Here is a 23,898-nt window from a genome sequence, read left to right on the forward strand (position 1 = left end):
GTGCGGGGGCGGGCCGCCGTCGCGGTCACGCGTGCGGGGAGGCCGCCGGGCCGACGGGCGTCCCGACCGCGCCGAGCGGTGCCAGCACGGCCGCCGCCGCCGAGACGGAGGCCGCCAGCAGCGCCGCCGTCCGGCCGGCCTCGTACAGCTGCTCCCGGGCGTCCCGGGCGGCCCGGATGGCATCGAACTCCGTCCCGCCCGAGGCCGGGCCGATCCGCCCGGCCGCCTGCTCACTGCTCAGGAACGTGGCGAGCTGGTCCAGCAGCTCGGGAAGGTGGCCGGCCAGGCCGGCCAGCGCGCCGACCGCCTCGGCGGCGTCGGCCGGGTGCAGCAGGCCGGGACGGCCGCCCTCCCGGGTGCCGAGCCCGGCGGCCCGGATCAGCTCGGCGGCCTCGGCGGTCAGCTCCGCGGCCGACAGGTGCGGCGGCACGGGACGGTTCATGACGGTGGCTCCCTCGGCACGGCGGTGGCGGCCCCGGCCGGAACGGCCCCGGACCACCGGGGCGACAGGCGGCCGCCCCGACTCCCGGCTGCCCGCACGGAGCGCCCGTACACCTGCACGGTCCGTGATCGCCCCGGAGGTTTCGGCGCAGACCGCCGCCGCGCACGCGCCGCGCCTCCCTCCCGCCGGACACCCGGACCGATCCGGCGCCGCCACGGCTCCGAAGCACCGGTGACGGCGGGCCGCACGGGCACGCCCGGAGAGCGCCCCGCCGAGGGGCCGCGGGAGAGGACGGTGCCATGGTCGCGGTGCACAGGACCATCACGGTGGAACGGCCGCTCGACGAGGTGGTCGCCTACCTCGCCGACTTCGGCAACACCGAGAGCTGGGACCCGGGCACGGTGAGCTGCGCCCGGGTCGACGACGGGCCGGTGGCCGTCGGGGCGCGCTGGCGCAACGTCTCGCGCTTCCGCGGCCGGACGACCGAACTCGACTACCGCCTCGACCGGCGGGAGGCGGCCCGGCTGGTGTTCGTCGGCACGAACCGCACGGTGACCGCCACCGACGATCTCGTGTTCGGTGCGGCCGGGGACTCCACGGTCGTCGACTACCGTGCGACGCTGGAGTTCAAGGGCCTCGCCCGGCTCGTCGCACCGTTGCTGCGCACCGAGTTCGAACGGCTCGCCGACCGGGTCGCCGTCCGGCTGCCCGAGGTGCTCGCCGCCGGGCGGTGAGGCCCGAGGCCCGGCGGACGGCGACCCGCCGGAGGCACGGTCGGTCCGCCCCCGCGGGGCCGACCGGCCCCGACCGATCGGAGGCGGTGGATGGGCGGCGACGGAGCGGCGGATGACCTCCGGATCCCGGCCGAGGGGCTCTTCGGCCCCGACTCGGTCTCCTGGCGGGTCCATGCGGATCCGTCGATGCTGCTGGGCGGCCTGCGGGCACTGATGCTCCAGGCCCTGCACCCGCTGGCGATGGCCGGCGTCGCACGGCACTCGGCGTTCCGCGAGGACCCGTGGGGCCGCCTGTACCGGACGGCGTTCTTCATCGGCGCGGTCACCTACGGCGACGGCGCGGAGGTCCGGGAGGCGGTCGAGCGCGTGCGGCGGGTGCACGAGCACGTCCGCGGCACGGATCCGGTGACCGGTCGGTCCTACCGGGCGGACGACCCGGAGCTGCTGCTCTGGGTGCACTGCAGCGAGGTCGGCTCGTTCCTGGACGTGGCACGGCGCGCCGGACTCGGGATCGACGAGGCGGCGGCCGACGCCTATCTGCGCGAGCAGGTCGCCGTGGCACGGCTGGTCGGTGTCCCGGACGACGTCCCCGTACCCGCCTCCGTCCGCGAACTCGACGCCTACAACGCCCGGGTGCGGCCGGATCTGCTGGTCACCCCGGCGGCCCGGGAGGCGGTCCGGTTCGCCTTCCTGCCCCCGCTGCGCGGCCGGGCGCTGCTGGCGGCCCCGGCCATGCCGGCCTGGGGCGGGCTGGTCGGCCTGGCGGTGGCGATGCTGCCCGCGTGGGCGCGCCGGATGTACGGACTGCCGGGCTGGCGGCTCACCGACCACGTCGCGACCCTGGAGGCGCGGGCGGTGCGCGCCGCGCTGATCCGGGTGCCGTCGGCCTGGCGGGAGGGGCCGCACCTGGTGGCGGCCCGCGGGCGGTGGGCAACCCTGGACCCCGACAGTCGCCGTGGTGAACCGCTCCCGGTCGTGAACGACGCTGCGGTTAAGCCGACCTGACGATCCGTCGGAATATTCGCCCGCCTTCTTGACGCGCACACGGCGCTGTTGCTTCGCTGGTCCGGCCCGTCCCGCGCAAGGCCCCTCGGACGGCCGCGACCGCTGCCCCGCGGTCGCGGCCGTCGCCCCCTGCACCGGAGGACCAGCCGACCATGCCCACGACCCTGCGAGGCGCCGCCGTCGGCGCCGTCCTGGCCGTCCTGCTCGGGGTCGCGGCCCCGTCCGCGGCCGCCCGACCCGCCACCGCCGAGACCGCCCGGCCGGCCGGAACGGCCGTCCGCGCCGCCGAGGACGGCACCGCCCGCGCCCTCGCGGCCTCGCTCGGCGACGCCGCCTGGCGCGACCGGCTGGCAGCCGCCGCCCGCACCGGCGACGACCTCGACCTCGCCGCGCTCACGGCGCAGCGGCCCGATGCCGCCGGGCGGCGGCTCGCCGCCGAGGTCGCCGCCGCCGACGCCCGGATCCTCGCCGCCAAGGGCCTCGACACCGCCACCGGCTCCCTGCTGCGCGTACGGCTCGGCGCCCCGGCGATGCGCGCCCGGCTCGACGCCGGCGCCGCCCCCTGGGTCGCCGCCGCACCCGCGAGCGACCGGGCCGCCACCCTCGTCGCGTACGACAGCCACGGCGCCGCCCACACCCTCGACGCCACCCGGGTGCCAGAACAGCCCGTCTACCTGGTCGACATCGACGTCAGCAGGGCGCTGGCCCGCGGCAGCGAGCTGCTCCGGCGCACGCTCGCCCCCGCGGCGCGGCCCGCGTCCGCCGCCCCGGCCGCCACGGCTGCGGGCGGCTGGTGGGCCACGAAGATCACCGGGATCGAGGTGAACGACGACGAGGAGCCCTGGTTCAAGGGCGCCGCCGAGATGTTCGCCCTGGTGACCGGCTTCGGCCAGGACGGCAAGGCCCGGGTCGACACCGTCGACATGCCGTACCTCGACTACGACGGCACCGTCTACCGCCCCAACCAGATCCTGGTCAACTGGTCGAACTACAAGTACAACCTGGCCGACGCGGTGCTCATGGAGGACGACGGCGACACCAACTACCTGGCACTCGCGCAGGCCTTGGCGGCCGCCCTGCTCACGATCACCGACCAGGGCGCGTACATCCCGCTGGTGAACGCGATCCTCGCGGCGATGCCCACCTCCTGGTGGACGGACGACCCGGACTACGTGGAGTCCTGGTACACCCTGGCGCGCGGCGACTCCGGGCGTCGTGACGGTGCCCGCGGCAACGGCTGGATGACCGTCGAGCCGTACTGGGTCGAGGCGTTCTGACCCGTCCGGGTCCGCCGCCGGCCGCGCTCAGCCGGCGGCGGGCCCCGGGCCGCCGAAGGAGCCGTGCCGCCCCGCCCCCGCCGCGAACCTGGCGGCACCGGCCGCGGTCTCACCGGCCGTCAGCGGCACGACGCCGTGCAGGTACTCCGCGGCCAGCGCCGCCGGCTCGGACAGTCCGTGCTGCTCGCGGGCCGACAGCCGGTCGTGCCGCAGGCACAGCTGGGGGAAAGCGGCGATCTCCCGGGCCAGTTGCTCCGCCGCCCGGCGCGCCTCGCCGGGCGGCACCAGCCGGTTGACGAGGCCGATCGCGTACGCCTCCTCGGCCGGCACGGGGCGGCCCGTCAGGATCAGGTCCATCGCCCGGCTCTCACCGATCAGGCGGGGCAGCCGGACGGTGCCGCCGTCGATCAGCGGGACGCCCCAGCGGCGGCAGAACACCCCGAACACGGCGTCCTGTTCGGCCACCCGCAGGTCGCACCAGAGCGCGAGTTCCAGACCCCCGGCCACGGCGTGACCGGCGACGGCCGCAATGACCGGTTTGCCGAGCCGCAGCCGGGTGGGGCCCATCGGCCCGTCCCCATCGGCGGCCACCCGGTTGCCGCGCTCCGTCCCGACCGCCTTGAGGTCGGCACCGGCGCAGAACGTGCCGCCCTCGCCCCAGAGCACCGCGACGGCGGCGTCCGGGTCGGCGTCGAACTCCCGGAAGGCGTCGGCCAGCAGGGCTGCGGTCGGCCCGTCCACCGCGTTGCGGGCCGCCGGGCGGCTCAGCACCACGGTGAACACCGGGCCGTCCCGCTCGACGCGCACCGCGAGGGGTGGTTCCTCGCGGTGCGCGTCGGCGGGGTGCGGTGCGGGGGCGCGACGGGCCGGATCGACGGCTGACATGGCCCGGACCCTAACCGCGGCCCGCCCGCCGCGTCCACACCGCCGCCGGCCCGCCGCGTCCACACCGCCGCCGGCCCGCCGCGCCACCCGGTCACTGGGCGGCGTAGTCCGGGAGGAGCTTGCGGGCCTCGGCGGCTGCCTTGTCCAGGCCCTGCCGGGTGGACTCCTGGCCGCTGAGGATCTTGATGAGCTCGGTGCCGAACGGACCGTACAGCAGGCTGTACTCCGCGAGTGCCGGGCGGGGACGCCCGGCGGGGAGCACCTTCTGGTAGCCGGCGATGCCGAGGTTGGACGTCACGTCCGCGGTGTAGGCGTCCGCACGGGTGGGCAGCGTGGCGTTCTTGACCGCCGTGAAGGTCTGCGAGTTGGCGGAGGTCATGAAGGCGATGAAGCGCTCCGCGGCGGCCAGGTGCGCGGCGTCGCTGCGGGCGGAGGCGACGAGGTTGTGACCGCCGAGCGGGGCTCCGGGCCGGCCGGCGCCGCCCGCCGGGACGGGCGCGATGCCGAGGTTGCCGTTGGCCTGGAACGCCGATCCCTGGAAGACGTTGGCGTTCTCCCACGGCCCCTGGATGATCGCAGCCACCTGCCCGCCGTTGAAGGCCGTCATGACGTTGGCGTAGCCCTTGTCGCTGGTGTCGATCTCCATGACGCCGGGGGAGGACACCAGGTCCTTGATGGTGTCGACGGCCCGGACCGCAGCCGCCGAGTTGACGGTGATCCGCTTGTCCGCGACGTCGACCAGGTCGGTGCCCTCGCCGTACAGGAACGGCATGGCGTAGTAGTCCTGGGGGTGGAAGGCGAAGCCGTCCACCCCCGTGCGCTGCTTGATCCGGGCGGCGTCCGTCCGCAGGTCGTCCCAGGTGGCGGGGGCCTTGGTGATGCCGGCCTTGGCGAACAGCTCCTTGTTGTACATCAGTGCCAGGGTGTCGGTCACCTGCGGCATGCCGTACAGCCGGCCGTGGTAGGTGGCCTGCTCGATCAGCTGGGGCTGGAACTTGGCGCTGTCGGCCGCGGCGGGGGTGCCGTCGAGCGGGGCGAGGTAGCCCGCCTTGGCGAAGCCGGCCGTCCAGCCGACGTCGGCCCGCAGCACGTCGGGGGCGCCCTTGCCGTCCGAGGCGGCCTGGAAGCGGTCCCGCGCGCCGTCGAAGGGCGTGCTCACATAGCTGACCTTGACATCCGGATTGGCCTTCTCGAAGTCGGCGACCAGGACCTTGAAGGCCGGTGACTCGTTGACGGCGTCGGACGTGTCCCACCAGGTGATGGTGACCGGCCCGGTGGCGTTCGCGGCGGAACCGGTGGTGCCGCCGACGGCCGACCCGCAGGCGCTCAGCAGGACGGTGAGCGCGGCGGCGAGGGCGAGGGGGCGATGCCACGGCGCATGGTGACTCCTTGGGGTGGCGGGGGCGTGGTGCGGGGCGCCCGGCGGGCGCCGTCCGGTCCTGCGCCCGGAGCGCGGACGAGGACGGGGATGGATGGGTGGGGGAGTGAACAGGGCCGGCCCGGTGGGGAGTTCACTGCAGGTGCGAGGGTGGGGTGGGGGAGCAGCGGGTGGTGCGCGTTCGGGCGGTGGGGTGCCCGAGCGAGCCCGCGGAGGGGGCCGCGGGCGGGTGGCCGGCTGGGATGGTGTCGGCCGCTGAGGACGATGCCCGGGATCGGATCGGTACGTCAAGACTTCGGCCGGGATATCTGAAAGTTTCTGCAAAAAGTTTCGAACCGGACTCCGGTGGCGGGCCGGCATGCACGATTCGGCGGGAGTGGCCCGTGGTCGCCCGATCGCGAGGCGTCGGGTATCCACCCGGTAACGCACTCTTTACACGGGGGAGCGGGGCTCAGTAATCTCGTGATGCTTCTTGCAGTGACTTGCGCAAGGGGTGGCGGTCACGGTGGGGACCGCGTTCGCAGCCGCCCGTCCGGGCAGCCGGTCCACAGGCCGGCTCGGGAGCTGCGGGGCAGGGAGCGCGGCCTCAGGCCCTCCTGCCCACACGTCTCCGTCCTCGCCGTTCCGGCCGATCCCGTGCTCCTCGCCCCACGCTGCCCCGGTGTCCGGGCACGGTGGAGCCGGGCTCCCCCTGCCTGCGGCACCGATCCGAGGGGTCCCTTTGACACCGCTATCACGTCGCCGACGACGGCCCACAGCCGTCGTCCTCGCCTCCGTGGCCGGACTGGTCACCACACTGCTGTCGACCGCCAACCTGGGCGGCGTCACGGCCTCGGCCGCCACCACCGCCACCACCAGCAATACCGCGACGGTGTTCTACTACACCAAGACCCGCAACTGGTCGTCGTACAACCTGCATTACGCGCCCGACGGCGGCAGCTGGACGACGGTGCCGGGTGTCGCGATGGAGGCCGCCTGCACCGACTGGGTGAAGAAGACCGTCGACCTGGGCACCGCCGCCGGCCTCCAGGCCACCTTCAACAACGGCACCGGCACCTGGGACAACAACGGCGGGAAGAACTACGACCTCGGCACCGGCACGGTCGTCGTCAAGGACGGCGTGATCGCCCACAGCGACCCCTGCGGCACCGACAACGGCACCGGGACGTCGTCACCGAGCCCGACCCCGACGCCGAGCAGCACCACGGCGACCGTCTACTACTACACCAAGACCCGCAACTGGTCGGCCTACGACCTGCATTACGCGCCCGACGGCGGCAGCTGGACGACGGTGCCGGGTGTCGCGATGGAGGCCGCCTGCACCGACTGGGTGAAGAAGACCGTCGACCTGGGCACCGCCGCCGGCCTCCAGGCCACCTTCAACAACGGCACCGGCACCTGGGACAACAACGGCGGGAAGAACTACGCGCTGGGGACGGGGACGGTCACCGTCAAGGACGGTGTGATCGGCAGTGCCGACCCCTGCGCCGGGGCCACCGCGAGCCCGTCGCCCTCCCCTTCCGCCTCGGCCTCGCCCACCCCGTCGGCCTCGCCGTCCGCCTCCGCCTCGGCCTCCGCGTCGGTGACGCCGAGCGCAAGCGCCTCGCCGACGGCGAGCGGCAACAGCGCGACGGTCTTCTACTCGACCGCGGTGGTGAACTGGAGCATCGTCAACCTGCACTACGCGCCTGCGGGGGCGGCGTGGACGGCCGTCCCCGGCATCGGGATGGACGCGGCCTGTCCGGGCTGGTTCAAGAAGACCGTGTCGCTGGGGACGGCCTCGACGATGGCGGCCACCTTCAACAACGGCAACGGCACCTGGGACAACAACAACGGCGCCAACTACGTGGTGGCGGCGGGCACCAGCACCGTGCAGAACGGCAAGGTGACGGCGAACGCCGCCGACCCCTGCGCGGCGGTCGTGCCGGACACCACGGCGCCCAGCGTGCCCGGCGGCGTCGCGGCCTCGGCCACCGACACCTCGATCGTGCTCACCTGGAACCCGTCCACCGACGACACGGGTGTGACGGGGTACCAGGTCTCGCGCAGCGGCGGCACCAAGGGCTCGATGGTCTACAACCTCGGCTCGACGGTCTACTCCGACGCGGGCCTGGAGCCCAACACCGCCTACACCTACACGGTGAAGGCGCTGGACGCGGCCGGGAACGTCTCGGCGGCCTCCGCGGCCGCCACCGCCACGACCGGCAGCGCGCCGCCGCCGGCCACCCAGGGGCAGATCCTGGGGACGGACCCGCGCAAGGACCCGATCTACTTCGTGCTGACGGCGCGGTTCTACGACGGTGACAGCTCGAACAACCGGGGCGGCAGCCAGGACGTGAAGTCCGGGAACGCGGCCAACAACGACCCGATGTTCCGCGGTGACTTCAAGGGTCTCGTCCAGAAGCTCGACTACATCAAGGGCCTCGGGTTCTCGGCGATCTGGATCACCCCGGTGGTGCTGAACCGCTCCGACTACGACTACCACGGCTACCACGGCTGGGACTTCTACAAGGTCGATCCGCGGCTCGAGTCGGCCGGCGCCTCGTACCAGGACCTGATCAACGCCGCGCACGCCAAGAACATCAAGATCTACCAGGACGTGGTCTACAACCACAGCTCGCGCTGGGGGCCAAGGGCCTGTACGTGCCGACCGTCTACGGCGTCCGGGACTCGCAGTGGTCCTGGTACTACGACGAGAAGAACGACGGCTTCGAGTACGACGGCCTGACGGTCGACCCGAAGAGCGGCAAGTCGTACTACAACGGCGACCTCTGGTCGACCGCGAAGCCGGCCGACTCCACCTGCGTCGGCTGGGGCACGCCGACCGGCAGCAAGAGCCCCGAGGGCTACACCATCTACAACTGCCAGTGGCCGTCCCCGACATCGGGGATGTTCCCGGCCAAGTACTACCACCAGTGCTGGATCGGGAACTGGGAGGGCGAGGACTCGCGCTCCTGCTGGCTGGCGGACGACCTGGCGGACTTCAACACCGAGAACCCCGAGGTGCAGAACTACCTGATCGGCGCCTACAACAAGTACATCGACATGGGGGTGGACGGCTTCCGCGTCGACACCGCCGTGCACATCCCCCGGGTCACCTGGAACCGCCGCTTCCTGCCCGCGATCCAGCAGCGGGTCGCGCAGGACTGGGGGCCGGCGAAGGGCCAGAACTTCTTCGTGTTGGGCGAGGTCGCGGCGTTCGTCAACGACAAGTGGAACCGCGGCTCGGTCAACCACTCCGCGCAGTTCTACACCTGGAAGGAGCGCAAGGAGTACACCGCGGACGACACCCAGGCCGCCCTCGACCAGTACAACTACGAGGAGCAGCTGGGCACCGGGAACCAGCCGACGTCCACCAACGCCTTCCTGAACGGCAACACGTACCACGCGCCGGACCACTCGATGTTCTCCGGCATGAACATCATCGACATGCGCATGCACATGAACTTCGGTGATGCGCACAACGCGTTCAACAACGGCAAGGACTCCGACGACTCCACCAATGACGCCACCTACAACGTGGTGTACGTCGACAGCCACGACTACGGTCCGAACAAGTCCTCGGTGCGCTACACCGGCGGCACCGACGCCTGGGCCGAGAACATGGCGCTGATGTGGACGTTCCGCGGCATCCCGACCCTGTACTACGGCTCGGAGATCGAGTTCCAGGCCGGCAAGACGATCGACTGCGGGCCGACCTGCCCGCTGGCGACCACCGGCCGTGCGTACTACGGCGACAAGATCGACGGCACGGTGACCGCGTCCGACTTCTCCGTTGTCTCCGGCGCGAGCGGTGCGGTCGCCACCACGCTGCAGCAGCCGCTGGTCAAGCAGGTCCAGCGGCTCAACCAGATCCGCCGGGCGATCCCGGCGCTGCAGATGGGCCAGTACTCCACCGACGGCGTCCAGGGCGGCGGGATGAGCTTCAAGCGCCGCTACACCGACGCCGCCACGGGGGTGGACAGCTTCGCGCTGGTCTCCGTCACCGACGGTGCGACCTTCACCGGCATCCCGAACGGCACCTACAAGGACGCCGTCACCGGTGACGTCAAGGTCGTCACCAACGGCACCCTCGCGATCGCCGCCCCCGGCAAGGGCAACCTCCGGGTCTACGTCCTCGATCTGCCCGGCAACCCCGCGCCGGGCAAGATCGGCACCGACGGCCCGTACCTGAAGTAGCCGCCACGGCACCGGCGGACGCCCCGCAGCGGGCATCCGCCGGTGCCGTGTCCGGGCCCGGCGTGCCCGTCACGCGTGATCCGGCTCCGACGCCGGCGGGCCCGCCACGCCGACGCAGGCCTCGTTGCCCTCGGGATCGGCCAGTACCCAGTGCGACGGCGCGTACGCGTCGCTCACCAGGCGGCCCCCGGCGGCGATCGCCGCCGCGATCCGCTCCTCGGCCCGGTCGTACGGCACCCAGACGTCCACGTGCACCCGGTTGCGCTGCGGGCGCGGCGTGTCCATCTGCTGAAAGTAGAACGGCGCCCCGCGGCGCTGCGGGTCGATCAGGTCCTCCGGGCTGTTCGCCCGGTCCCGGTAGCCGAGCAGGGCGCGCCAGAACGGCACCACCGCCGCGCCGTCGAGCACGTCGACGGTGACCTGGACGGTCTGCACGGCCGACGGGTCGGCGGGCACGCCCAGCGACCGCGCCACCGCCGAGATCTCCCGGGCCAGCCGGACCGTCCGCGTGCTCAGTCCGTAGAAGTCGTCCGTGACCGTGATCAGGCGGACGGTCACGCCGTCCTGCCGCAGATCGATGTCCGGGTGGCCGCTCCCCGCCTCCGGCAGTTCGGCGACGGCCTGCGCGAACCGGGCGCCGACCGCCAGCGACCCGGTGCGGAAGTACGCGCACGCGCCCTCGCCCAGCACCCGCCAGTCCGCCAGGCCCGCGGTCCCGTGGAACTGCTGCGGCCGGATCCTGCTCTCCGTCTCGGTCATGCGCCCCACGGTACCGCGCGGCCCCGACAGGCCGTGGCGTGGCCGTGGCAGTCGGCCGCCCAGCGCCAAGGTGACGATGCATCAGATGTGCCGTCGTTCACCGGGGATTCCCTTGACGGGCAGTCTGGTCCAGTCCATTGTGTGCCTCGGCCTGCGTGCGGCAAGCCGGGACAGCACCGCCCCCACCAGCACGTCCCAGGGCACGTCTGCACCCTCACGTCGGTCACCCCCACACCCAGGAGCACCTTCGTGTCCTCAATGCTGCGCAGATTCGCGGCCGTTGCCGCGAGCACCGCCATCGGCCTGCTGGGCCCGGTGGTCGCGTCCGCCCACGCGGACGCGCCGCCCGCCGTGAACCTCGCCACCAACCCGGGGTTCGAGATCCCCACCCTGCCGCTGGCCGACTGGGGCTCGATCCCGGGATGGAACTGCGGCGCGGGCGAGGCCACCGTCACCACCGCGGCCCACAGCGGCGGCTCCGCCCTGGCGGTGACCCCGGCGGGGGATTCCAGTACCGGTGAGTGCGGGCAGACCCTGTCCGTCCGTCCGGCCACCACCTACACGCTCTCCGCCTGGGTGCGCGGCTCATACGTCTTCCTCGGCGCCACCGGCACCGGCCACGACGTTCCGCCCGCCTGGACGGCCTCCACCGGCGGCAGTTGGCACCTGTTGACGACCAGCTTCACGACCGGCGCCGACGTCACCTCGGTCCACCTCTACCTGCACGGCTGGTACGGCCAGGGCGGGTTCGCCGCGGACGACGTCACCCTCGACGGGCCGCCCGTCGACCCGGCCCGGGCGACCTGGAACGTGCCGACCGACGACAAGGTGGTGTTCTTCACCATCGACGACGGCTGGACGAGGACCCGGCCGCGGCCCGGTTCGTCGCGGACCACCGACTGCCGATCACCGCCTTCCCGCTGCCGATGCCGGCCGGGACGGACCCGGACTACTTCCGGCAGGTCACCGCCGTCCCCGGCTCCTCGATCCAGGACCACACCGTCTCGCACCGCGACCTGACCACGCTGTCCGCCGCCGAGCAGCAGGCCGAGATCTGCAGCGCCCGGGACACCGAGCAGCGGCTCTACGGCACCGCGCCGACCGTCTTCCGGCCGCCCTACTTCAGTGACGACGCCGACACCCTGCAGGCCGCCGCGAACTGCGGGATCCGCACCGTGGTGACCGCCACCGCGGACTTCAGCTTCGGCGCGGCGAACATCTACCACGGCGGCCTGCTCCAGCCGGGCGACGTGGTGATCATGCACTTCACCGACACCCTCGCCGACGACCTGCGGCGTGCCCTGGCGGCCGCCGACGCGGCAGGGCTGAAGCCCGCCGGACTCGTCGACCACCTCCACTGAGGCCGTGCCCCGGTGCCGGTGTCACACCCCTGGAGAGGGTGCGGCACCGGCGACTCGCGGCCGGGCCCGGGGTCAGCCGGCGAAGGGCGTACCACCCAGCTGGAGGCCGCCGTTGATGCCGGCCGCGGTGATCTTGAAGGCGGTCGAGTCGGTCCACCGGATCGGCTCGGTCGCGCCGGTGACCAGCGGGTCGATGGCGGGGATGGCGTCCGGCACTGTCCCGGCGATCCACTTCGGCGTCTCCGCCATGATGACCGCCACCGCTGCCGCGATACCCGCCACCAGGGACGCCAGGAGGATGACCTGGATCGTCCCCTCGACCGCCTCGGCCGACGCGGCGGCCGCCGCGCCGATCACGGCGACGATGATCGCCGCGATCGCCTCCGTGACGGTCACCCAGGTGGCCACCTCGACCCAGTGGTTGGGCTCCTGGTCACCGGAGCGCTTCGCGTCGAGCCAGGTGAGCGACTGCGTGCCGTCGTCCTTGGTGGCCAGGGCGACGGTGTTGTAGCGCCACATCTCGTAGTAGGCGTCGATGCCGGGCGAGATGTGGGTGCGCACGAGCATGTAGGTCTTGATCCGGTCGCCCTCCACGGTGATCTGGAGGCGCTCGACCTGCGGGGTGTAGTTCAGGCCCGCGATGCGCACCGGGTCCAGGTCGAACGGCTGCTTCGCCGAGATCTCGGCGTTGTTGTCGTCCAGGACGAAGGTGCCCGCGGTGGCCTTCGCGAACGCCACCGGGAGGGCGGGCAGCGCCATCTTTGTCAGGAAGCGCTCCACCGACAGGTTGAAGCTCGCCTGCGCCCCCGCGGGTACGGCTCCCGGTGCCAACTGCTGGGTGGCCTTCGTCGCGGGCCGGTGCTCGGTCATGCACAGCACGCCGAGCAGGCAGTCCTGGAGGGTGGTGCCGTCGATGTAGGCGTAGCTGGTCGTGGTCGGCTTCAGCCAGGCGAAGGCGTCCGCCGTGTCCTCCTTGTCGCTCAGGTTCACCGTCGCGAAGACATGCGCGAACTCGTCGAGGTGGGCGTTGAACCACGACTGCAGCAGGGTCTTCAGCGCGGTGGTGAGCCCGACCTCGGACGCGGGGGAGGTGTAGCTCACGTCGGTCACGGTGACGGCCGGGTCGTCCGGGCCGCCGACCGTGCGGACCTTCAACTGGTGCGGGAGGGCGCCGTCGCTCGGCGGCTGCGGGATGTAGTGCAGCTTCACCTCGATGTGGGCGACGCCGCCGCCGACTTTGATCTCGTGCGGGGGCGTGTTCTCGATCGTGACGTCCGCCGTGAACGGGACCCTCATCCGGATGATGGAGCCGGACCCGCCGCTGGTCAGGGACCAGGTGCCGAAGGCGCCGGTGGACTCGATCGCCGGGCCGAAGTCGGTGGCCGGGATCGAGCTCTGCCATGCCGCGGGCGACGAGCCGGCGGCGGCGATCGCCGCGTTCACCTGCGGCAGCGGGACGACGTAGACGGTGTCCCAGCCGTTGGTGCTGTACACCTGGCCCGGGTCACCCACGGAACCCGCGCGGTGGGTCGGGTGGGAGCGGTGGGTGGAGTGGGTGCGGTGCGTGGGCTGGGCGCGGTGGGCGTCGTGGCCGAGGGCGCCCGGCGCGGAGTGCGGGCGGACCGTCCCCGCGGTCCCGCCGGGCTCGGCGAGTTCGACGGCGAGACGGACGACCTGGTCCTCGGTCAGATGCGGGAAGAGCTCGTGGACGGTGCTCATGGTGGCCTCCTGGCCGGCACGAGGTGGACGGGAACGTTGCGGGTACGACGGGTACGTGCGGGTGGGCGCAGCCGGTGCGGAGACGGACGCGTGGCGTGCGCTCCGGCGCCCGGCCGGGGACGTGCGTGCGAGGGCGCGCCGAGGTGCGTGCGCGCGTGGGCGAGGTGCGGGTCCGGAGGGCGGGTCAGGCCGCGGTGCCGCTGATCATCAGGGCGCTGTCGAGCCTGACGGAGGTGACGGTGACCGCCCGCATGCCCGGCGATCGGACGGGCAGCGGCGGCAGCGCGTGCAGTCCCACCGTCCCAAACCGGCTGCCGAGTTGGTCGGCGATGCCGTCGGCGACCGCCGAGGCCGCGGCAGCCGCGACGCCCGCGCCGATCGGCGAGATCAGCCAGGCCCACCACGGGATGTGGGCCGCGTGTTCGGACAGCGGGTTCGGATCGGCGGCGAAGCCGATCTCCTCGGAGCCCGGACGGGCGGTCACCGGGTGGCGACTGCTGAACCGGAAGTCCATGGAGATCCGCGCGCCGAGGTCGCAGGTGCCGCGGGCGGTGAGGTCGATCAGCCCGCCGCTCACGGTGACGGAGACCGACTCGACCAGCGGGACGTAGTCGAGGGCCCCGCTCCTGACCGGCGCGATCGCGAACGTGCGTGCCGCGGTGACCTCGTGGGTCGCCGGGTCCCAGTCGAAGCACGTCGCGTCGGCGCCGTCGAACAGCCGCGGCAGCACCGGGGTGAGGACGTGGACGAGGAAGAGGTCCTGGCTGATCGCGAAGGCGGTGTCCCCGCCCGCGGCGAACAGTTCGGGGTCCACCACGGCGGGCAGCCCGGTCGCGTCGCGTCCGCCGGTCGTGCTGAGGACCGACAGGTACCCGGCGCCGTCGGGGAGTTCCTGGTAGGCGTAGGTGCTGTGGGTCGGGCTCGGCCAGCCGCCGGCTCCCGGGGGGACGAGGTTCACCGAGGCGAGGACGTGGGAGACCGAGGCCGCGTCGGCGGCCAGCGCCTGGGCGACGCCGGCCAGGACCGAATCGGCGCCGAGTTCGCCCAGGTGTGCCGTCACGGCGGCGGGCGCCGTCAGCCGGATCGGGGTGACCACCCCCGGCTTCGGCGTGTCGCCGGGCCGCGCCGCCCCGTGGAGGGCGAAGACCAGGTTCTGGACGGTGCCGTCGGCGGCCGGCAGCAGGTCCAGGGAGACCTCCAGCACGGCCCTGGTCCCGGCCAGGTCGATCGCCGTCCCGCCGTTCGTCCGGACGGTGCCGGCGGTGATGGGCACCGAGATCCGCAGCAGGTCGCCCGAACCGCCGCCGACCACCTGCCAGTCCCCGAAGGTGCCCCGCATCGCGTAGGAGCCCCCGAGCGCGGTCCCCGTCGCCGTGAACTCCGCGACGAGGCCCGGTCGGTCGGCCGCCAGGGCGCGGTTCACCGCGGCGACGGACACGGCTGTCACGGTGTCCCATCCGTGGATGTTCACGGGCTGATGCCCCGTGCGGTGGTGCTCGGCAGGAACGCCTGCATCGCTGCTCTCCTTGCGACGGTCGTGGGGAGCCCCTGGGAGGGGCGGAGGAGTCCGTCGCGGTTGCTCGGGGGAGCGGCGTCCTGATGTCAGAGTGGGCCCGGCCGATCGCCACCGGATCGGCAGCCGATTGACGCGCAGCTCAATGCGGTGGTCCCGACGCGATCCGGCACGCGGCAGACGCCCACCGGCCGGACCGAACGGCCGGCGGCTCGCCATCGCGACGGCCGAACACGGCTGCGGCGAGGGCCGGTTCGCGGTCGGGGCGGTGGCAGCGGGATCCGGCGCCCGCCCGTCCACCGGTGCCCGCGCTGCGCGCTGCCCGACACCAGTTCCAACGGCCAGGGGGCGCACCGGAGTTCCGCTCCAGGGTGTGATTCTTCCGGCACCTGCCGTGACTGTCGGTCACCGTGGTCACCGCGCCATACTGCGGCGTCCGCGCCCGCCGACGGCGGTGCTCCCGCCGTTCCGGGTGCGGGCGTCCTTCCCCTGTTCGGTGAGAGGTGCTGGTTCGACGGTGACGGTGACGGAACAGAGGGAGACGCACAGGGCCGGTGGCGGCTCGCGGCGCGCCGAGGAGTGGTTGGTCGGGCGGGGGTCCTGCTCGAACGCGGCCCGCGGCGGACATTGGCGGTCGCGAGCTTCGTCAACATGACGGGCAGTGGCGTCTTCATGGTGAGCGCGGGGCTGTTCTACACCCGGTCGGTCGGGTTGTCGGTGGCACAGGTGGGCCTCGGGATGGGTGTCGGCGGTCTGGTGGGGCTGCTCTCCGGGATCCCGGTCGGACACCTCGCCGACCGCAGGGGGCCGCGCGAGGTCTACCTGGCGACGCTCACCGTGCAGGGCGCCGTGATGGCGACGCTGGTCCTCGTGCGCTCGTTCTGGCTGTTCGTGGTGGCGGTCTCGCTGATGCAGCTGGCCGGTTCGGCGAGCCAGGCGGCGCGCGGGCCGCTGGTCCGCGGCTTCGCGGGGCCGCGCCCGGCGCGCTTCCGGGCGCATCTGCGGGCGACGGTCAACCTGGCCGCGGCGAGCGGCGCCGTGTTCGCCGCGCTGGTCGTCCAACTGGACAGCCGTGCGGCCTACCTGTGCCTGGTGCTGGGCAACGCGCTCAGCTTCCTGGCGGCCGCGGCGGTCGTCCGGCGGCTGCCGCGGCTCGCGCCGGTGGCGGTGCCGTCGGGGACGGGCCGGTGGACGGCGCTGAAGGACGGCCCCTATCTGCTGGTCACGGCGCTCGACGGTGTCATGTCGATGCAGGGCACGGTGCTGGTCTTCGTGATGCCGCTGTGGATCGTCGGCCACACCCACGCGCCGCGGTGGCTCGTCGGGGCGACCGTCCTGCTGAACACGGCCCTGGTGGTGGCGTTCCAGGTCCGGGCGGGCCGGGGCGTCGACACGGGTGCCGCTGCGGCCGTGGTCTGGCGCCGTTCCGGGTGGGCCTTCCTGGCCGCGATGGCCCTGGCCGGGGTGAGCGGCGGGATGCCGGGATGGGCCGCCGCGGCGCTGCTGCTGTCCGCGACCGCCGTCCACACGCTCGGTGAACTCTGGCAGGCCGCAGGCTCGTTCGAGCTGCGCTACCGGCTGGCCCCGGCCCATGCCCAGGGCCAGTACTCGGGTGTCTTCCGGCTCGGCAGTGGTCTGGCCGGCGTGGTGGCGCCGTCCCTGCTGGGCCTGCTCTGCCTGAGCGGGGGCGAGCTCGGCTGGCTGGCGGCGGGCGGTGTGTTCGTGGCGGTGGGGTCGGCGGTCCCGTTCGCGGTCCGCTGGGCCGAACGGACCGGCGCCCGTGAGGCCGCGGCGGCGGGCTGACCCGCCGACCCGGGCGCGGGTCGGGGGCGGGCCCGAGTGAGGGTCAGGGGCAGCCGGCCGGTACCTGCTCGGGGATCCGGCTGCCCCGGAAGCTGACGGCGCGGCGGTGGCGGAATCCGAGGGACTCGTACAGCCGGATCGCACCGGTGTTGTCGGCGGCCGCGTGCAGGAACGGCGTCTCGCCGCGCTCCCGGATGCCGACGGCGACCGCGCGGACGAGCCGGCCGGCGAGGCCCTGGCCGCGGTGGGCGTCATCGGTGCAGACGGCGCTGATCTCGGTGAAGCCGGGCGGGTGGAAGCGCTCGCCGGCCATCGCTACCAGGGTGCCGCCGCGCCGGATCCCGAGGTAGGTGCCGAGCTCGACGGTGCGGGCGAAGAACGGGCCGGGCCTGGTCCGCCGGACGAGGTCGAGCATCTCGGGCACGTCGGCGGGCCCCAGCCGCACCGCCTCCGGATCGGCGGCCGCGGTCACGTCCTCGCCGACCAGCTGGACCCCGTCGACGTCGAAGGTGACCGGCCAGTGCGCGGGGTGCGGGGCGGTGAGGGCGGCGGTGAGGACGTCCGCGCCGGGGCCGAGGAGGGCCGCCACGTCGGCCCAGTCCTCGGCGCCGGGATCGTCCGGCAGGCCGAGGAAGGTGGTCACGTCCGCGGGGTAGCGCAGCAGCCGGCCGCGGCGTTCCGCGAAGTGGGCGTGCGGACCGGTCAGGGCGGCCCGCACCGGGTTGTCCAGCGGGTGCGGGGGCTGTGCCGTGGGCATCCGGTCCTGCTCCTGTCTGCGGGGGCGGCCGGCCGGGTGCCGCCGCCACCGGACCATGGTAGGCACCGCGCGGCCCCGGACGCGGATCAGGCCGTCCAGGTCCGCGAGCAGAGCACCAGCCGGTAGCCGTCCGGGTCGGCGACGGTCGTACCGTGCTCGTCCCAGTAGGGGTTGTGGGCCGGGACGCGGGTGCCCCCGGTCTCCACCAGCCGGGCGATCAGGGCGTCGTCGGCGGGGGCGCCGAGGTAGACCACGAACAGGTCGTCCACGGTCGGGGTCGGTTCGAGCGGCCGCTCCGGGTCGTGTGTGAGCTCGAAGTGCCAGGTCCCGCCGGGCGGGCCCACCATCAGCAGGTCGTGTTCGCCGGGCACGCGCTCGGTGGTGCGCCACAGGACGTCCAGGCCGAGGCCCCGGACGTAGAAGCGCTCGGCGGCGGCGAGATCCCGGGAGGGGCGGGCGATCCGGATCCGCGTGGTGGTGTCGATCATGGCCGCAGGATAGGGCACCGGGTCGACGATCGGATCAGGTCGAATGATCGAATATCGATCAGAAGTGTTCCAATTATTGACTCGATCATCCGATCGTCCATACCTTTCGATCGCTCCGGAGAGACAGGCTCCGGTACCGGCGCTCGGAGGTCCCATGAACGACGTCCCCCACCCTCGCCCCGCCCGGATCGCGGCCCGGCCGCTCACCCGCCGGCGCCTGCTGCTCGCCGCCGCGGCGACCGCCCTCGCGACCGGTACCGACTGGACGGCCGCGGCCGCGGGGCCCACGCGGCCGCGGACCCGTACGCCACCCTGGCCGACCGGTGGCGCCAACTCCTCGTCGGCACCGGCTACGACCCGGCCGCCGAACCCTTCGTCACCGCCCTCGCCACCACCGCCGACCAGGCCGCCGGGTACCGAGCCGCGATGACCCCGGCCGCCGCCTCGCTCTGGCCGGACCTCCCCCTCGGCAGCGTCTCGGCCAACGTCACCGGCAGCCTCACCCGGCTGCGCACCATGGCCCTCGCGTACGCCCAGCCCGGTACCTCCCTCACCGGCGACACCGGTCTTGCCGCCGCCGTCGCGACCGGCCTCGACCACCTGACCACGCACGCCTACACCCCGGCCACCACCGGCTACGGCAACTGGTGGGACTGGCAGATCGGCGCCCCGGAGGCGCTGCTCGACGTCTGCGTGCTGATGGCCGGACAGCTCGACGCCGCCCTGCTCGCGACCTGCTGCGCCGCCGTGGACCACTTCGTGCCGGACTCCGCCGTGGCGTCCTACACCGGCACCAGCACCGGGGCCAACCGGGTCGACCTGTGCCGGGTGATCGGCCTGCGCGGCGTGGTCGGCCGGGACAGTGCCAAGATCACCACCGCATCGGCCGCCCTCGGCCCGGTCTTCCCCTATGTCCGCTACGGCGACGGCCTGTACGCCGACGGGTCGTTCGTCCAGCACAGCTACCTGCCCTACACCGGCAGCTACGGCGCGGTGCTGCTCGACGGACTGAGCCGGATGCTCTGGCTGCTGGCCGACTCGGCCTGGGCGGTCGACCCCGCTGCCGCGCAGAACCTCTTCGACTCGGTGGCCACCGCCTGGGCCCCGTTCCTCTACAACGGCCTGGTGATGGACGGCGTCAGCGGCCGGGCGATCAGCCGCGGCGTCCAGCTCGCCGACCCGCTGAAGCTCCAGGGCGACGACCACCGGCGCGGGCACGCCGTGATCGGGGACATCCTCCGGCTCGCGAATTCCGGCGTCGCGCCGGCCGCGCAGGCGGCCGCCTGGCGGGCCGCCGCCAAGGGCTGGCTGCAGCGCGACCTCTACAGCCCCTACCTCGCGGACCGCACCGTCGCGGTGCCCGAACTCGCCAGGGCCCAGGCCCTGCTGGCCGACACCGCGGTCACCGCGACCGCCGAGCCCGCCGGCCACCGGATCTTTGCCATGGACCGCGCGGTGCACCGCCGCGCCGGCTGGGCCGCCTCGGTGAGCATGTGCTCGGCCCGCACCACCTTCTACGAGAACGGCAACGGCGAGAACGTCCGCGGCTGGCACACCAACAACGGCATGACGTACTGGTGGGGCGCCGGATTCGGCAACGGCCAGTACTCGGACGCCTTCTGGCCCACCGTCGACCCGTACCGGCTGCCCGGCACGACGGTCTCGACCAAGCGGCTCGCCGACGGCGCCGGCGGCACCTGGGGCGCCGCCCGCCCGGACGCCGTCTGGGCCGGAGGCGCCACCGACGGCAGCATCGCCGCCGTCGGCCAGGACCTGCGCGGCCTGACCTCGACCCTCACCGGCCGCAAGTCCTGGTTCTTCCTCGACGACTCCGTGCTCTGCCTCGGCGCCGGCATCACCTGCACCGACGGCGTGCCCGTGGAGACCGTGCTCGACAACCGCAACCTCGGCGCCACCGGCACCCACGCCCTCACCGTCGACGGCACCGTGCAGCCCTCCACCCTCGGCTGGACCCAGCAGTTCAGCGGGGCACGGGCGTTCGCCCTCGCCGGCTTCGGCGCCTGCGTGGTGCCCGCCGGGGCGCAGGTGCACGCCCTGCGGGAGGCGCGCACCGGGGCCTGGTCCGACATCAATGCGGGCGGGGACACCGCGGCGATCACCCGCCGCTACCTGACGCTCTGGCTCGACCACGGCACCGACCCCGGAGGGGCGTCCTACGAGTACCTGCTGATGCCCGGCGCCGACGCCGCGACCGCCGCCGCCCGCGCCGCCGCCCCGCGGGCCGTCGTGCTCGCCAACACCGCCACCGTGCAGGCGGTCACGGACAGCGCCTCCGGGACGACCGCCGCCAACTTCTTCGCCGCCGGGACGGCCGGCCCGATCACCGTGGACGGGCCGTGTTCCGTCCTGCTGCGCGAGCAGTCCGGCACACTGACCGTCTGCGTCGCCGACCCGTCCAGGACGGCCGCCACCGTGCGGGTCACCATCGCCCGGACGGGCTGCGCCTCGGCGCAGTCCGACCCCGGCCTCACCGTGCTGGGGGTCTCCGGTGCCGTCACCCTGCTCGCCGAGACCGGCGGCACCCAGGGCGCGAGCCTGCGCGCGACGCTGACGGCCGACGCCGCCCACCCGGTGTCGCCGGGCACCGCACGGGCCCTGGCGCCCACCGCCGACAGCTACGTCCGGGACGGCAGCTACGCCGGCACCAACTACGGCTCGGACACCACCCTCACCGTGAAGAACGACGCGACCGGCTACGCCCGGATCGCCCTGCTGGGCTTCGACCCGAGCGCCCTGCCGGCCGTCCGCCGCGCCGTCCTGTGGGTGCACGGCGCGGTCGCCGACAGCGGCGGCGTCCAGACCTCGCTCCAGGCCTGTGCCGTGGACGGCACCTGGACGGAGACCGCCGTCACCTGGGCGAACCGCCCGGCCCTCGGGGCCGCCCTCGGCACCGGCCAGGCGACCGCCCGGGCCGACTGGACGGGGCTCGACGTCACCTCGGCCGTGGCTGCGGCAGCCGCCGCCGGGACGCCGGGCTTCGCACTGGCGCTGTGGCAGCCGGCGAAGGGGCTCGCCGTCGTCCTGAGCAGCCGTCAGGCGGGCTCGTTCCAGCCGTTCCTGGAGGTCGTCACGGACTGACACCCGCCGGGGGAGCCGCCCCGGCGGGTGTCAGTGCCGGGCGCGGATCCACCGGGGGCTCGGCCGGTCGTCCTCAGGCGCCGCGGCGGGCCCGCCACAGCAGGAACCCGGCCAGTGCGGCCGCCAGAGCCAGACAGATGCCGGACTCGACACCCTGCAGCGGCCAGTAGTCGGCCATCCGGTGGAGGTCGGTGAACTCGCGGGTCACCCCGGCGTCCTGCGTGCACGCCGTCACGTCGCTCGCCCCGGAGCAGTAGTCGTACGGCAGTCGCCGCCCGTCGCCGGTGAGGAAGCCCTGCCCGAACCCCCAGACGTCGTTGGGGAGTTCCGAGCGGGAGACCACCTCGGTACGCCACGGCCACAGGTACGGGCGGACGGTGGCCAGCACGTACTGGAGCGCCAGCACCGCGCCGCCGGTCGCCGCCATCGCCGGGACCACCCGCCGGGTGAGGCCGCCGACGAGGGCGCCGACCGCCACGGCCAGCAGGATGGTGGCGATCAGCAGCGGCCCACCGGCGACCGCGAACTGCCGGCTGGACCAGGCGACGCCCGACACGAAGTTCGCCGAGGGCTGCCACATCCAGCGGTACAGCGCCATCAGGGCGGCGGAACCCAGCGCCGCGGGCAGAGCGGCGGCGACGAGCTTCGCGGCGACCCACTGGGCCCGGCTCACGGACTGTCCGAGGACCAGTCGCCAGGTACCGCTCTCGTACTCCCGGGACAGCAGCGGGGCCGCGACGAAGGTGCCGATCACCACGGGCAGCGCCGTCAGCAGGAGGCCGACTCCGGTCAGGACGGGGGAGTAGCGGGCGCGGAAGGCCGCCACGGCCTGCTGCGTCCCCTCGCCCTGGCAGTGCGGGTCCAGGCTGATCTCCGCGCAGCCGGCGATGTGGTGGGCGGCGATGAAGTCGGCCATGGCGCTGCGCAGCGGCGGGAAGGCGACCGCGGCGAGGACCACCACGGTCAGCCAGGCCACCACGACCAGACGCTGCTGGCGCCACATCAGCCAGGCCAGGCCGCCGATGACGGACTGTCGTGCGGGCAGGGGCCCGCCTTCCGTCGGGGCCGCCGCCGGGGCGGCCGTGTCCACGGCGCTCATGCGGCCACCCCCAGACCGGCCGGGCGGGCCTCGGCGGTGATCAGGGTGGGTGCGTCGGGGGTGCGGAGATGGGCGAGCAGGACTTCCTCCAGGGTGGGGCGGCTCTCCTGCCAGGCGGCGGGGGCCGGGATGTTCCCGCGGACCAGCGCGGTGACCTGGCGGCCGCTGTGGCGGGTCTCCACCACCTCGGCCTCGACGGGCAGTTCGGCGGTTTCGGCACCGACCAGCAGCCGGTGCGCGTCGAGCACCTCGTCGATGTCGCCGGCCAGCTTCACCCCGCCACCGGCCAGCACCACCAGGTAGTCGCAGGAGTCCTGCAGTTCGGCCACGACGTGGGAGGACATCAGCACGGTGACACCGCGTTCGGCGGCCTCCGCCATCAGCATGCCCGTCAGCTGGTGCCGGGCGAGCGGGTCCAGGTCGGACATCGGCTCGTCCAGGACGAGCAGGTCCGGGAGTCGTCCGAGGGCGAGTGCGAGGCAGACCCGGGTGCGCTGGCCGCCGGAGAGCGAACCGACGCGGGCGGAGAGCGGGATGCGGCCCTGGGCCACCACTTCCTCCGCCTTGGCCCCGTCCCAGGTCCCGTTCAGCTCGCGGCCGAGTCGCAGCGTCTCGGCCACCGTGAATCCGGCGTAGAGCGGCTTGTCCTGGGCGACGAGGCCGACGCGCGCCCGGGTGTCCGGGGCGTCGAGCGGCCGGCCGAAGACCTCCGCGCGGCCCGCTGTGGGCGCGACCATCCCGGTCACCAGGGACATCAGGGTGCTCTTGCCGGCGCCGTTCGGCCCGACCAGCGCACAGATCCTGCCGGCGGGCAGCCGGAAGGAGCAGTCCTTCAGGGCCCAGTTCTGCCCGTACCGCTTGCCCAGCCCCTGGACCTCCAGTGCCGTCGGACCGCGCTCCGCGTCCTCGACGGCGTACGGCTCGTTCATCCGTTCCCCTCCTCCGGGTCCTGCTCCGTACCGGCCGCGCCCCCGGGCGGGCCGTGAACTCCTCGTCGATGACGGCGGTGACCAGCGCCTCCACGTCGTCCCGGCCGAGCCCGGCGGCCCTGGCCTGCGCCGCCCAGCGCGCCAGATCGACGCGGAGCGGCGAGTCCGGTGCGGTCTCCTCGCGGGCGAGCGAACGCAGCACGAAGGTGCCGAGCCCCGGCCGCGGGGCGACCAGACCCTCCCGCTCCAGCTCCCGATAGGCCTTCAGGACCGTGTTCGGGTTGACCGCGGTGGCCGCCACGACCTCCTTGGCGGTCGGCAACCGGTCTCCGGGGCGCAGCAGTCCGAGCCGCAGCGCGGTCCGTGTCTGCTGGACGATCTGGAGATAGGTGGCCACGCCGCTGCGCCGGTCGATCCGGTACTCCACCGCTTCCACCACCATTCCACTAAGTAGTTAGTGGAATGGTGGTG

Annotated in this window: 17 protein-coding genes and 3 pseudogenes; 9 read left to right on the forward strand and 11 right to left on the reverse strand. The window is 73.7% G+C overall.

Going from position 1 to position 23,898, the window contains the following annotated elements:
- Window positions 1-25: 25 nt before the first annotated feature.
- Window positions 26-442 carry a hypothetical protein gene (locus ABEB13_RS34575; RefSeq protein WP_345708632.1) on the reverse strand — a complete coding sequence of 139 codons (417 nt, stop codon included), beginning with the start codon at window positions 440-442 and terminating at the stop codon, window positions 26-28.
- Between the two features lie 299 nt (window positions 443-741).
- Between ABEB13_RS34575 and ABEB13_RS34580 the strand changes: the two genes are divergently transcribed.
- The 3 genes from ABEB13_RS34580 to ABEB13_RS34590 all read left to right on the forward strand — a co-directional run bounded on the left by ABEB13_RS34580 (window position 742) and on the right by ABEB13_RS34590 (window position 3,458).
- Window positions 742-1,176: an SRPBCC family protein gene (locus tag ABEB13_RS34580; protein WP_345708633.1), complete on the forward strand. Its 435-nt coding sequence runs from the start codon at window positions 742-744 to the stop codon at window positions 1,174-1,176.
- Window positions 1,177-1,266: 90 nt separating this feature from the next.
- Window positions 1,267-2,181, forward strand: a complete 915-nt coding sequence (locus ABEB13_RS34585) for an oxygenase MpaB family protein (protein WP_345708634.1) — start codon at window positions 1,267-1,269, stop codon at window positions 2,179-2,181.
- Window positions 2,182-2,333: 152 nt separating this feature from the next.
- Window positions 2,334-3,458 carry a DUF3103 family protein gene (locus ABEB13_RS34590; protein WP_345708635.1) on the forward strand — a complete coding sequence of 375 codons (1,125 nt, stop codon included), beginning with the start codon at window positions 2,334-2,336 and terminating at the stop codon, window positions 3,456-3,458.
- Window positions 3,459-3,485: 27 nt separating this feature from the next.
- Here ABEB13_RS34590 and ABEB13_RS34595 read toward each other — a convergent pair whose 3' ends face one another.
- Together ABEB13_RS34595 and ABEB13_RS34600 are read right to left on the reverse strand one after the other, a co-directional pair.
- The gene (locus tag ABEB13_RS34595; protein ID WP_345708636.1) at window positions 3,486-4,343 is read right to left on the reverse strand and encodes a crotonase/enoyl-CoA hydratase family protein; all 858 of its coding nucleotides are present in this window, start codon (window positions 4,341-4,343) and stop codon (window positions 3,486-3,488) included.
- Window positions 4,344-4,434: 91 nt separating this feature from the next.
- A pseudogene (locus tag ABEB13_RS34600) lies at window positions 4,435-5,723 on the reverse strand (extracellular solute-binding protein).
- A 719-nt stretch (window positions 5,724-6,442) separates the two neighbouring features.
- Here ABEB13_RS34600 and ABEB13_RS34605 point away from each other — a divergent pair.
- Window positions 6,443-9,900 (forward strand): annotated as a pseudogene (locus ABEB13_RS34605) (carbohydrate binding domain-containing protein).
- Window positions 9,901-9,969: 69 nt separating this feature from the next.
- Here ABEB13_RS34605 and ABEB13_RS34610 read toward each other — a convergent pair.
- Entirely contained in the window at window positions 9,970-10,659 is a 690-nt protein-coding gene (locus ABEB13_RS34610; protein WP_345708638.1) for a VOC family protein, read from the reverse strand.
- A gap of 258 nt (window positions 10,660-10,917) precedes the next feature.
- Between ABEB13_RS34610 and ABEB13_RS34615 the strand changes: the two genes are divergently transcribed.
- Both ABEB13_RS34615 and ABEB13_RS34620 read left to right on the forward strand, forming a co-directional pair.
- Window positions 10,918-11,679 (forward strand): carbohydrate binding domain-containing protein, encoded by a 762-nt coding sequence (locus ABEB13_RS34615; protein ID WP_345709927.1) that lies wholly within the window; start codon window positions 10,918-10,920, stop codon window positions 11,677-11,679.
- Window positions 11,586-12,020: a polysaccharide deacetylase family protein gene (locus ABEB13_RS34620; protein WP_345708639.1), complete on the forward strand. Its 435-nt coding sequence runs from the start codon at window positions 11,586-11,588 to the stop codon at window positions 12,018-12,020. The genes ABEB13_RS34615 and ABEB13_RS34620 overlap by 94 nt, the downstream gene beginning before the upstream one ends.
- Before the next feature lie 72 nt (window positions 12,021-12,092).
- Here the strand turns inward: ABEB13_RS34620 and ABEB13_RS34625 are convergent, their stop codons facing one another.
- Both ABEB13_RS34625 and ABEB13_RS34630 read right to left on the reverse strand, forming a co-directional pair.
- Window positions 12,093-13,739 (reverse strand): TULIP family P47-like protein, encoded by a 1,647-nt coding sequence (locus tag ABEB13_RS34625; RefSeq protein ID WP_345708640.1) that lies wholly within the window; start codon window positions 13,737-13,739, stop codon window positions 12,093-12,095.
- 184 nt (window positions 13,740-13,923) lie between these two features.
- Window positions 13,924-15,471 carry a TULIP family P47-like protein gene (locus ABEB13_RS34630; RefSeq protein WP_345708641.1) on the reverse strand — a complete coding sequence of 516 codons (1,548 nt, stop codon included), beginning with the start codon at window positions 15,469-15,471 and terminating at the stop codon, window positions 13,924-13,926.
- 360 nt (window positions 15,472-15,831) lie between these two features.
- Here ABEB13_RS34630 and ABEB13_RS34635 point away from each other — a divergent pair, with 360 nt between their 5' ends.
- Window positions 15,832-17,055, forward strand: coding sequence for an MFS transporter (locus ABEB13_RS34635; RefSeq protein ID WP_345708642.1), 1,224 nt, complete (start codon window positions 15,832-15,834; stop codon window positions 17,053-17,055).
- 43 nt (window positions 17,056-17,098) lie between these two features.
- Here ABEB13_RS34635 and ABEB13_RS34640 read toward each other — a convergent pair whose 3' ends face one another.
- Window positions 17,099-17,812: a GNAT family N-acetyltransferase gene (locus ABEB13_RS34640; protein ID WP_345708643.1), complete on the reverse strand. Its 714-nt coding sequence runs from the start codon at window positions 17,810-17,812 to the stop codon at window positions 17,099-17,101.
- A gap of 86 nt (window positions 17,813-17,898) precedes the next feature.
- Window positions 17,899-18,300, reverse strand: a complete 402-nt coding sequence (locus ABEB13_RS34645) for a VOC family protein (RefSeq protein WP_345708644.1) — start codon at window positions 18,298-18,300, stop codon at window positions 17,899-17,901.
- A 154-nt stretch (window positions 18,301-18,454) separates the two neighbouring features.
- Here ABEB13_RS34645 and ABEB13_RS34650 point away from each other — a divergent pair, with 154 nt between their 5' ends.
- Window positions 18,455-18,730, forward strand: a complete 276-nt coding sequence (locus ABEB13_RS34650; RefSeq protein WP_345710022.1) for a hypothetical protein — start codon at window positions 18,455-18,457, stop codon at window positions 18,728-18,730.
- Window positions 18,613-21,399: a polysaccharide lyase family 8 super-sandwich domain-containing protein gene (locus tag ABEB13_RS34655; protein WP_345709928.1), complete on the forward strand. Its 2,787-nt coding sequence runs from the start codon at window positions 18,613-18,615 to the stop codon at window positions 21,397-21,399. Before ABEB13_RS34650 ends, ABEB13_RS34655 begins: the two co-directional genes overlap by 118 nt.
- A 73-nt stretch (window positions 21,400-21,472) precedes the next feature.
- Here ABEB13_RS34655 and ABEB13_RS34660 read toward each other — a convergent pair whose 3' ends face one another.
- From ABEB13_RS34660 to ABEB13_RS34670, 3 genes and pseudogenes are all read right to left on the reverse strand, one after another.
- Entirely contained in the window at window positions 21,473-22,498 is a 1,026-nt protein-coding gene (locus tag ABEB13_RS34660) for an ABC transporter permease subunit (protein WP_345709929.1), read from the reverse strand.
- Entirely contained in the window at window positions 22,495-23,427 is a 933-nt protein-coding gene (locus tag ABEB13_RS34665) for an ABC transporter ATP-binding protein (protein ID WP_345708645.1), read from the reverse strand. Before ABEB13_RS34665 ends, ABEB13_RS34660 begins: the two co-directional genes overlap by 4 nt.
- A 55-nt stretch (window positions 23,428-23,482) precedes the next feature.
- Window positions 23,483-23,869, reverse strand: a pseudogene (locus tag ABEB13_RS34670) (GntR family transcriptional regulator); the annotation flags it as partial.
- Window positions 23,870-23,898: the final 29 nt, after the last annotated feature.

It is taken from the genome of Kitasatospora paranensis, from assembly GCF_039544005.1.
Lineage (GTDB): Bacteria > Actinomycetota > Actinomycetes > Streptomycetales > Streptomycetaceae > Kitasatospora > Kitasatospora paranensis.

Excerpts from the sequence above, each read along its gene's own strand:
- ABEB13_RS34575 (WP_345708632.1), bottom strand. The coding sequence starts at position 442 with ATGAACCGTCCCGTGCCGCCGCACCTGTCGGCCGCGGAGCTGACCGCC.
- ABEB13_RS34580 (WP_345708633.1), top strand. The coding sequence starts at position 742 with ATGGTCGCGGTGCACAGGACCATCACGGTGGAACGGCCGCTCGACGAG.
- ABEB13_RS34585 (WP_345708634.1), top strand. The coding sequence starts at position 1,267 with ATGGGCGGCGACGGAGCGGCGGATGACCTCCGGATCCCGGCCGAGGGG.
- ABEB13_RS34590 (WP_345708635.1), top strand. The coding sequence starts at position 2,334 with ATGCCCACGACCCTGCGAGGCGCCGCCGTCGGCGCCGTCCTGGCCGTC.
- ABEB13_RS34595 (WP_345708636.1), bottom strand. The coding sequence starts at position 4,343 with ATGTCAGCCGTCGATCCGGCCCGTCGCGCCCCCGCACCGCACCCCGCC.
- ABEB13_RS34610 (WP_345708638.1), bottom strand. The coding sequence starts at position 10,659 with ATGACCGAGACGGAGAGCAGGATCCGGCCGCAGCAGTTCCACGGGACC.
- ABEB13_RS34615 (WP_345709927.1), top strand. The coding sequence starts at position 10,918 with ATGCTGCGCAGATTCGCGGCCGTTGCCGCGAGCACCGCCATCGGCCTG.
- ABEB13_RS34620 (WP_345708639.1), top strand. The coding sequence starts at position 11,586 with ATGCCGGCCGGGACGGACCCGGACTACTTCCGGCAGGTCACCGCCGTC.
- ABEB13_RS34625 (WP_345708640.1), bottom strand. The coding sequence starts at position 13,739 with ATGAGCACCGTCCACGAGCTCTTCCCGCATCTGACCGAGGACCAGGTC.
- ABEB13_RS34630 (WP_345708641.1), bottom strand. The coding sequence starts at position 15,471 with ATGGCGAGCCGCCGGCCGTTCGGTCCGGCCGGTGGGCGTCTGCCGCGT.
- ABEB13_RS34640 (WP_345708643.1), bottom strand. The coding sequence starts at position 17,812 with ATGCCCACGGCACAGCCCCCGCACCCGCTGGACAACCCGGTGCGGGCC.
- ABEB13_RS34645 (WP_345708644.1), bottom strand. The coding sequence starts at position 18,300 with ATGATCGACACCACCACGCGGATCCGGATCGCCCGCCCCTCCCGGGAT.
- ABEB13_RS34650 (WP_345710022.1), top strand. The coding sequence starts at position 18,455 with ATGAACGACGTCCCCCACCCTCGCCCCGCCCGGATCGCGGCCCGGCCG.
- ABEB13_RS34660 (WP_345709929.1), bottom strand. The coding sequence starts at position 22,498 with ATGAGCGCCGTGGACACGGCCGCCCCGGCGGCGGCCCCGACGGAAGGC.
- ABEB13_RS34665 (WP_345708645.1), bottom strand. The coding sequence starts at position 23,427 with ATGAACGAGCCGTACGCCGTCGAGGACGCGGAGCGCGGTCCGACGGCA.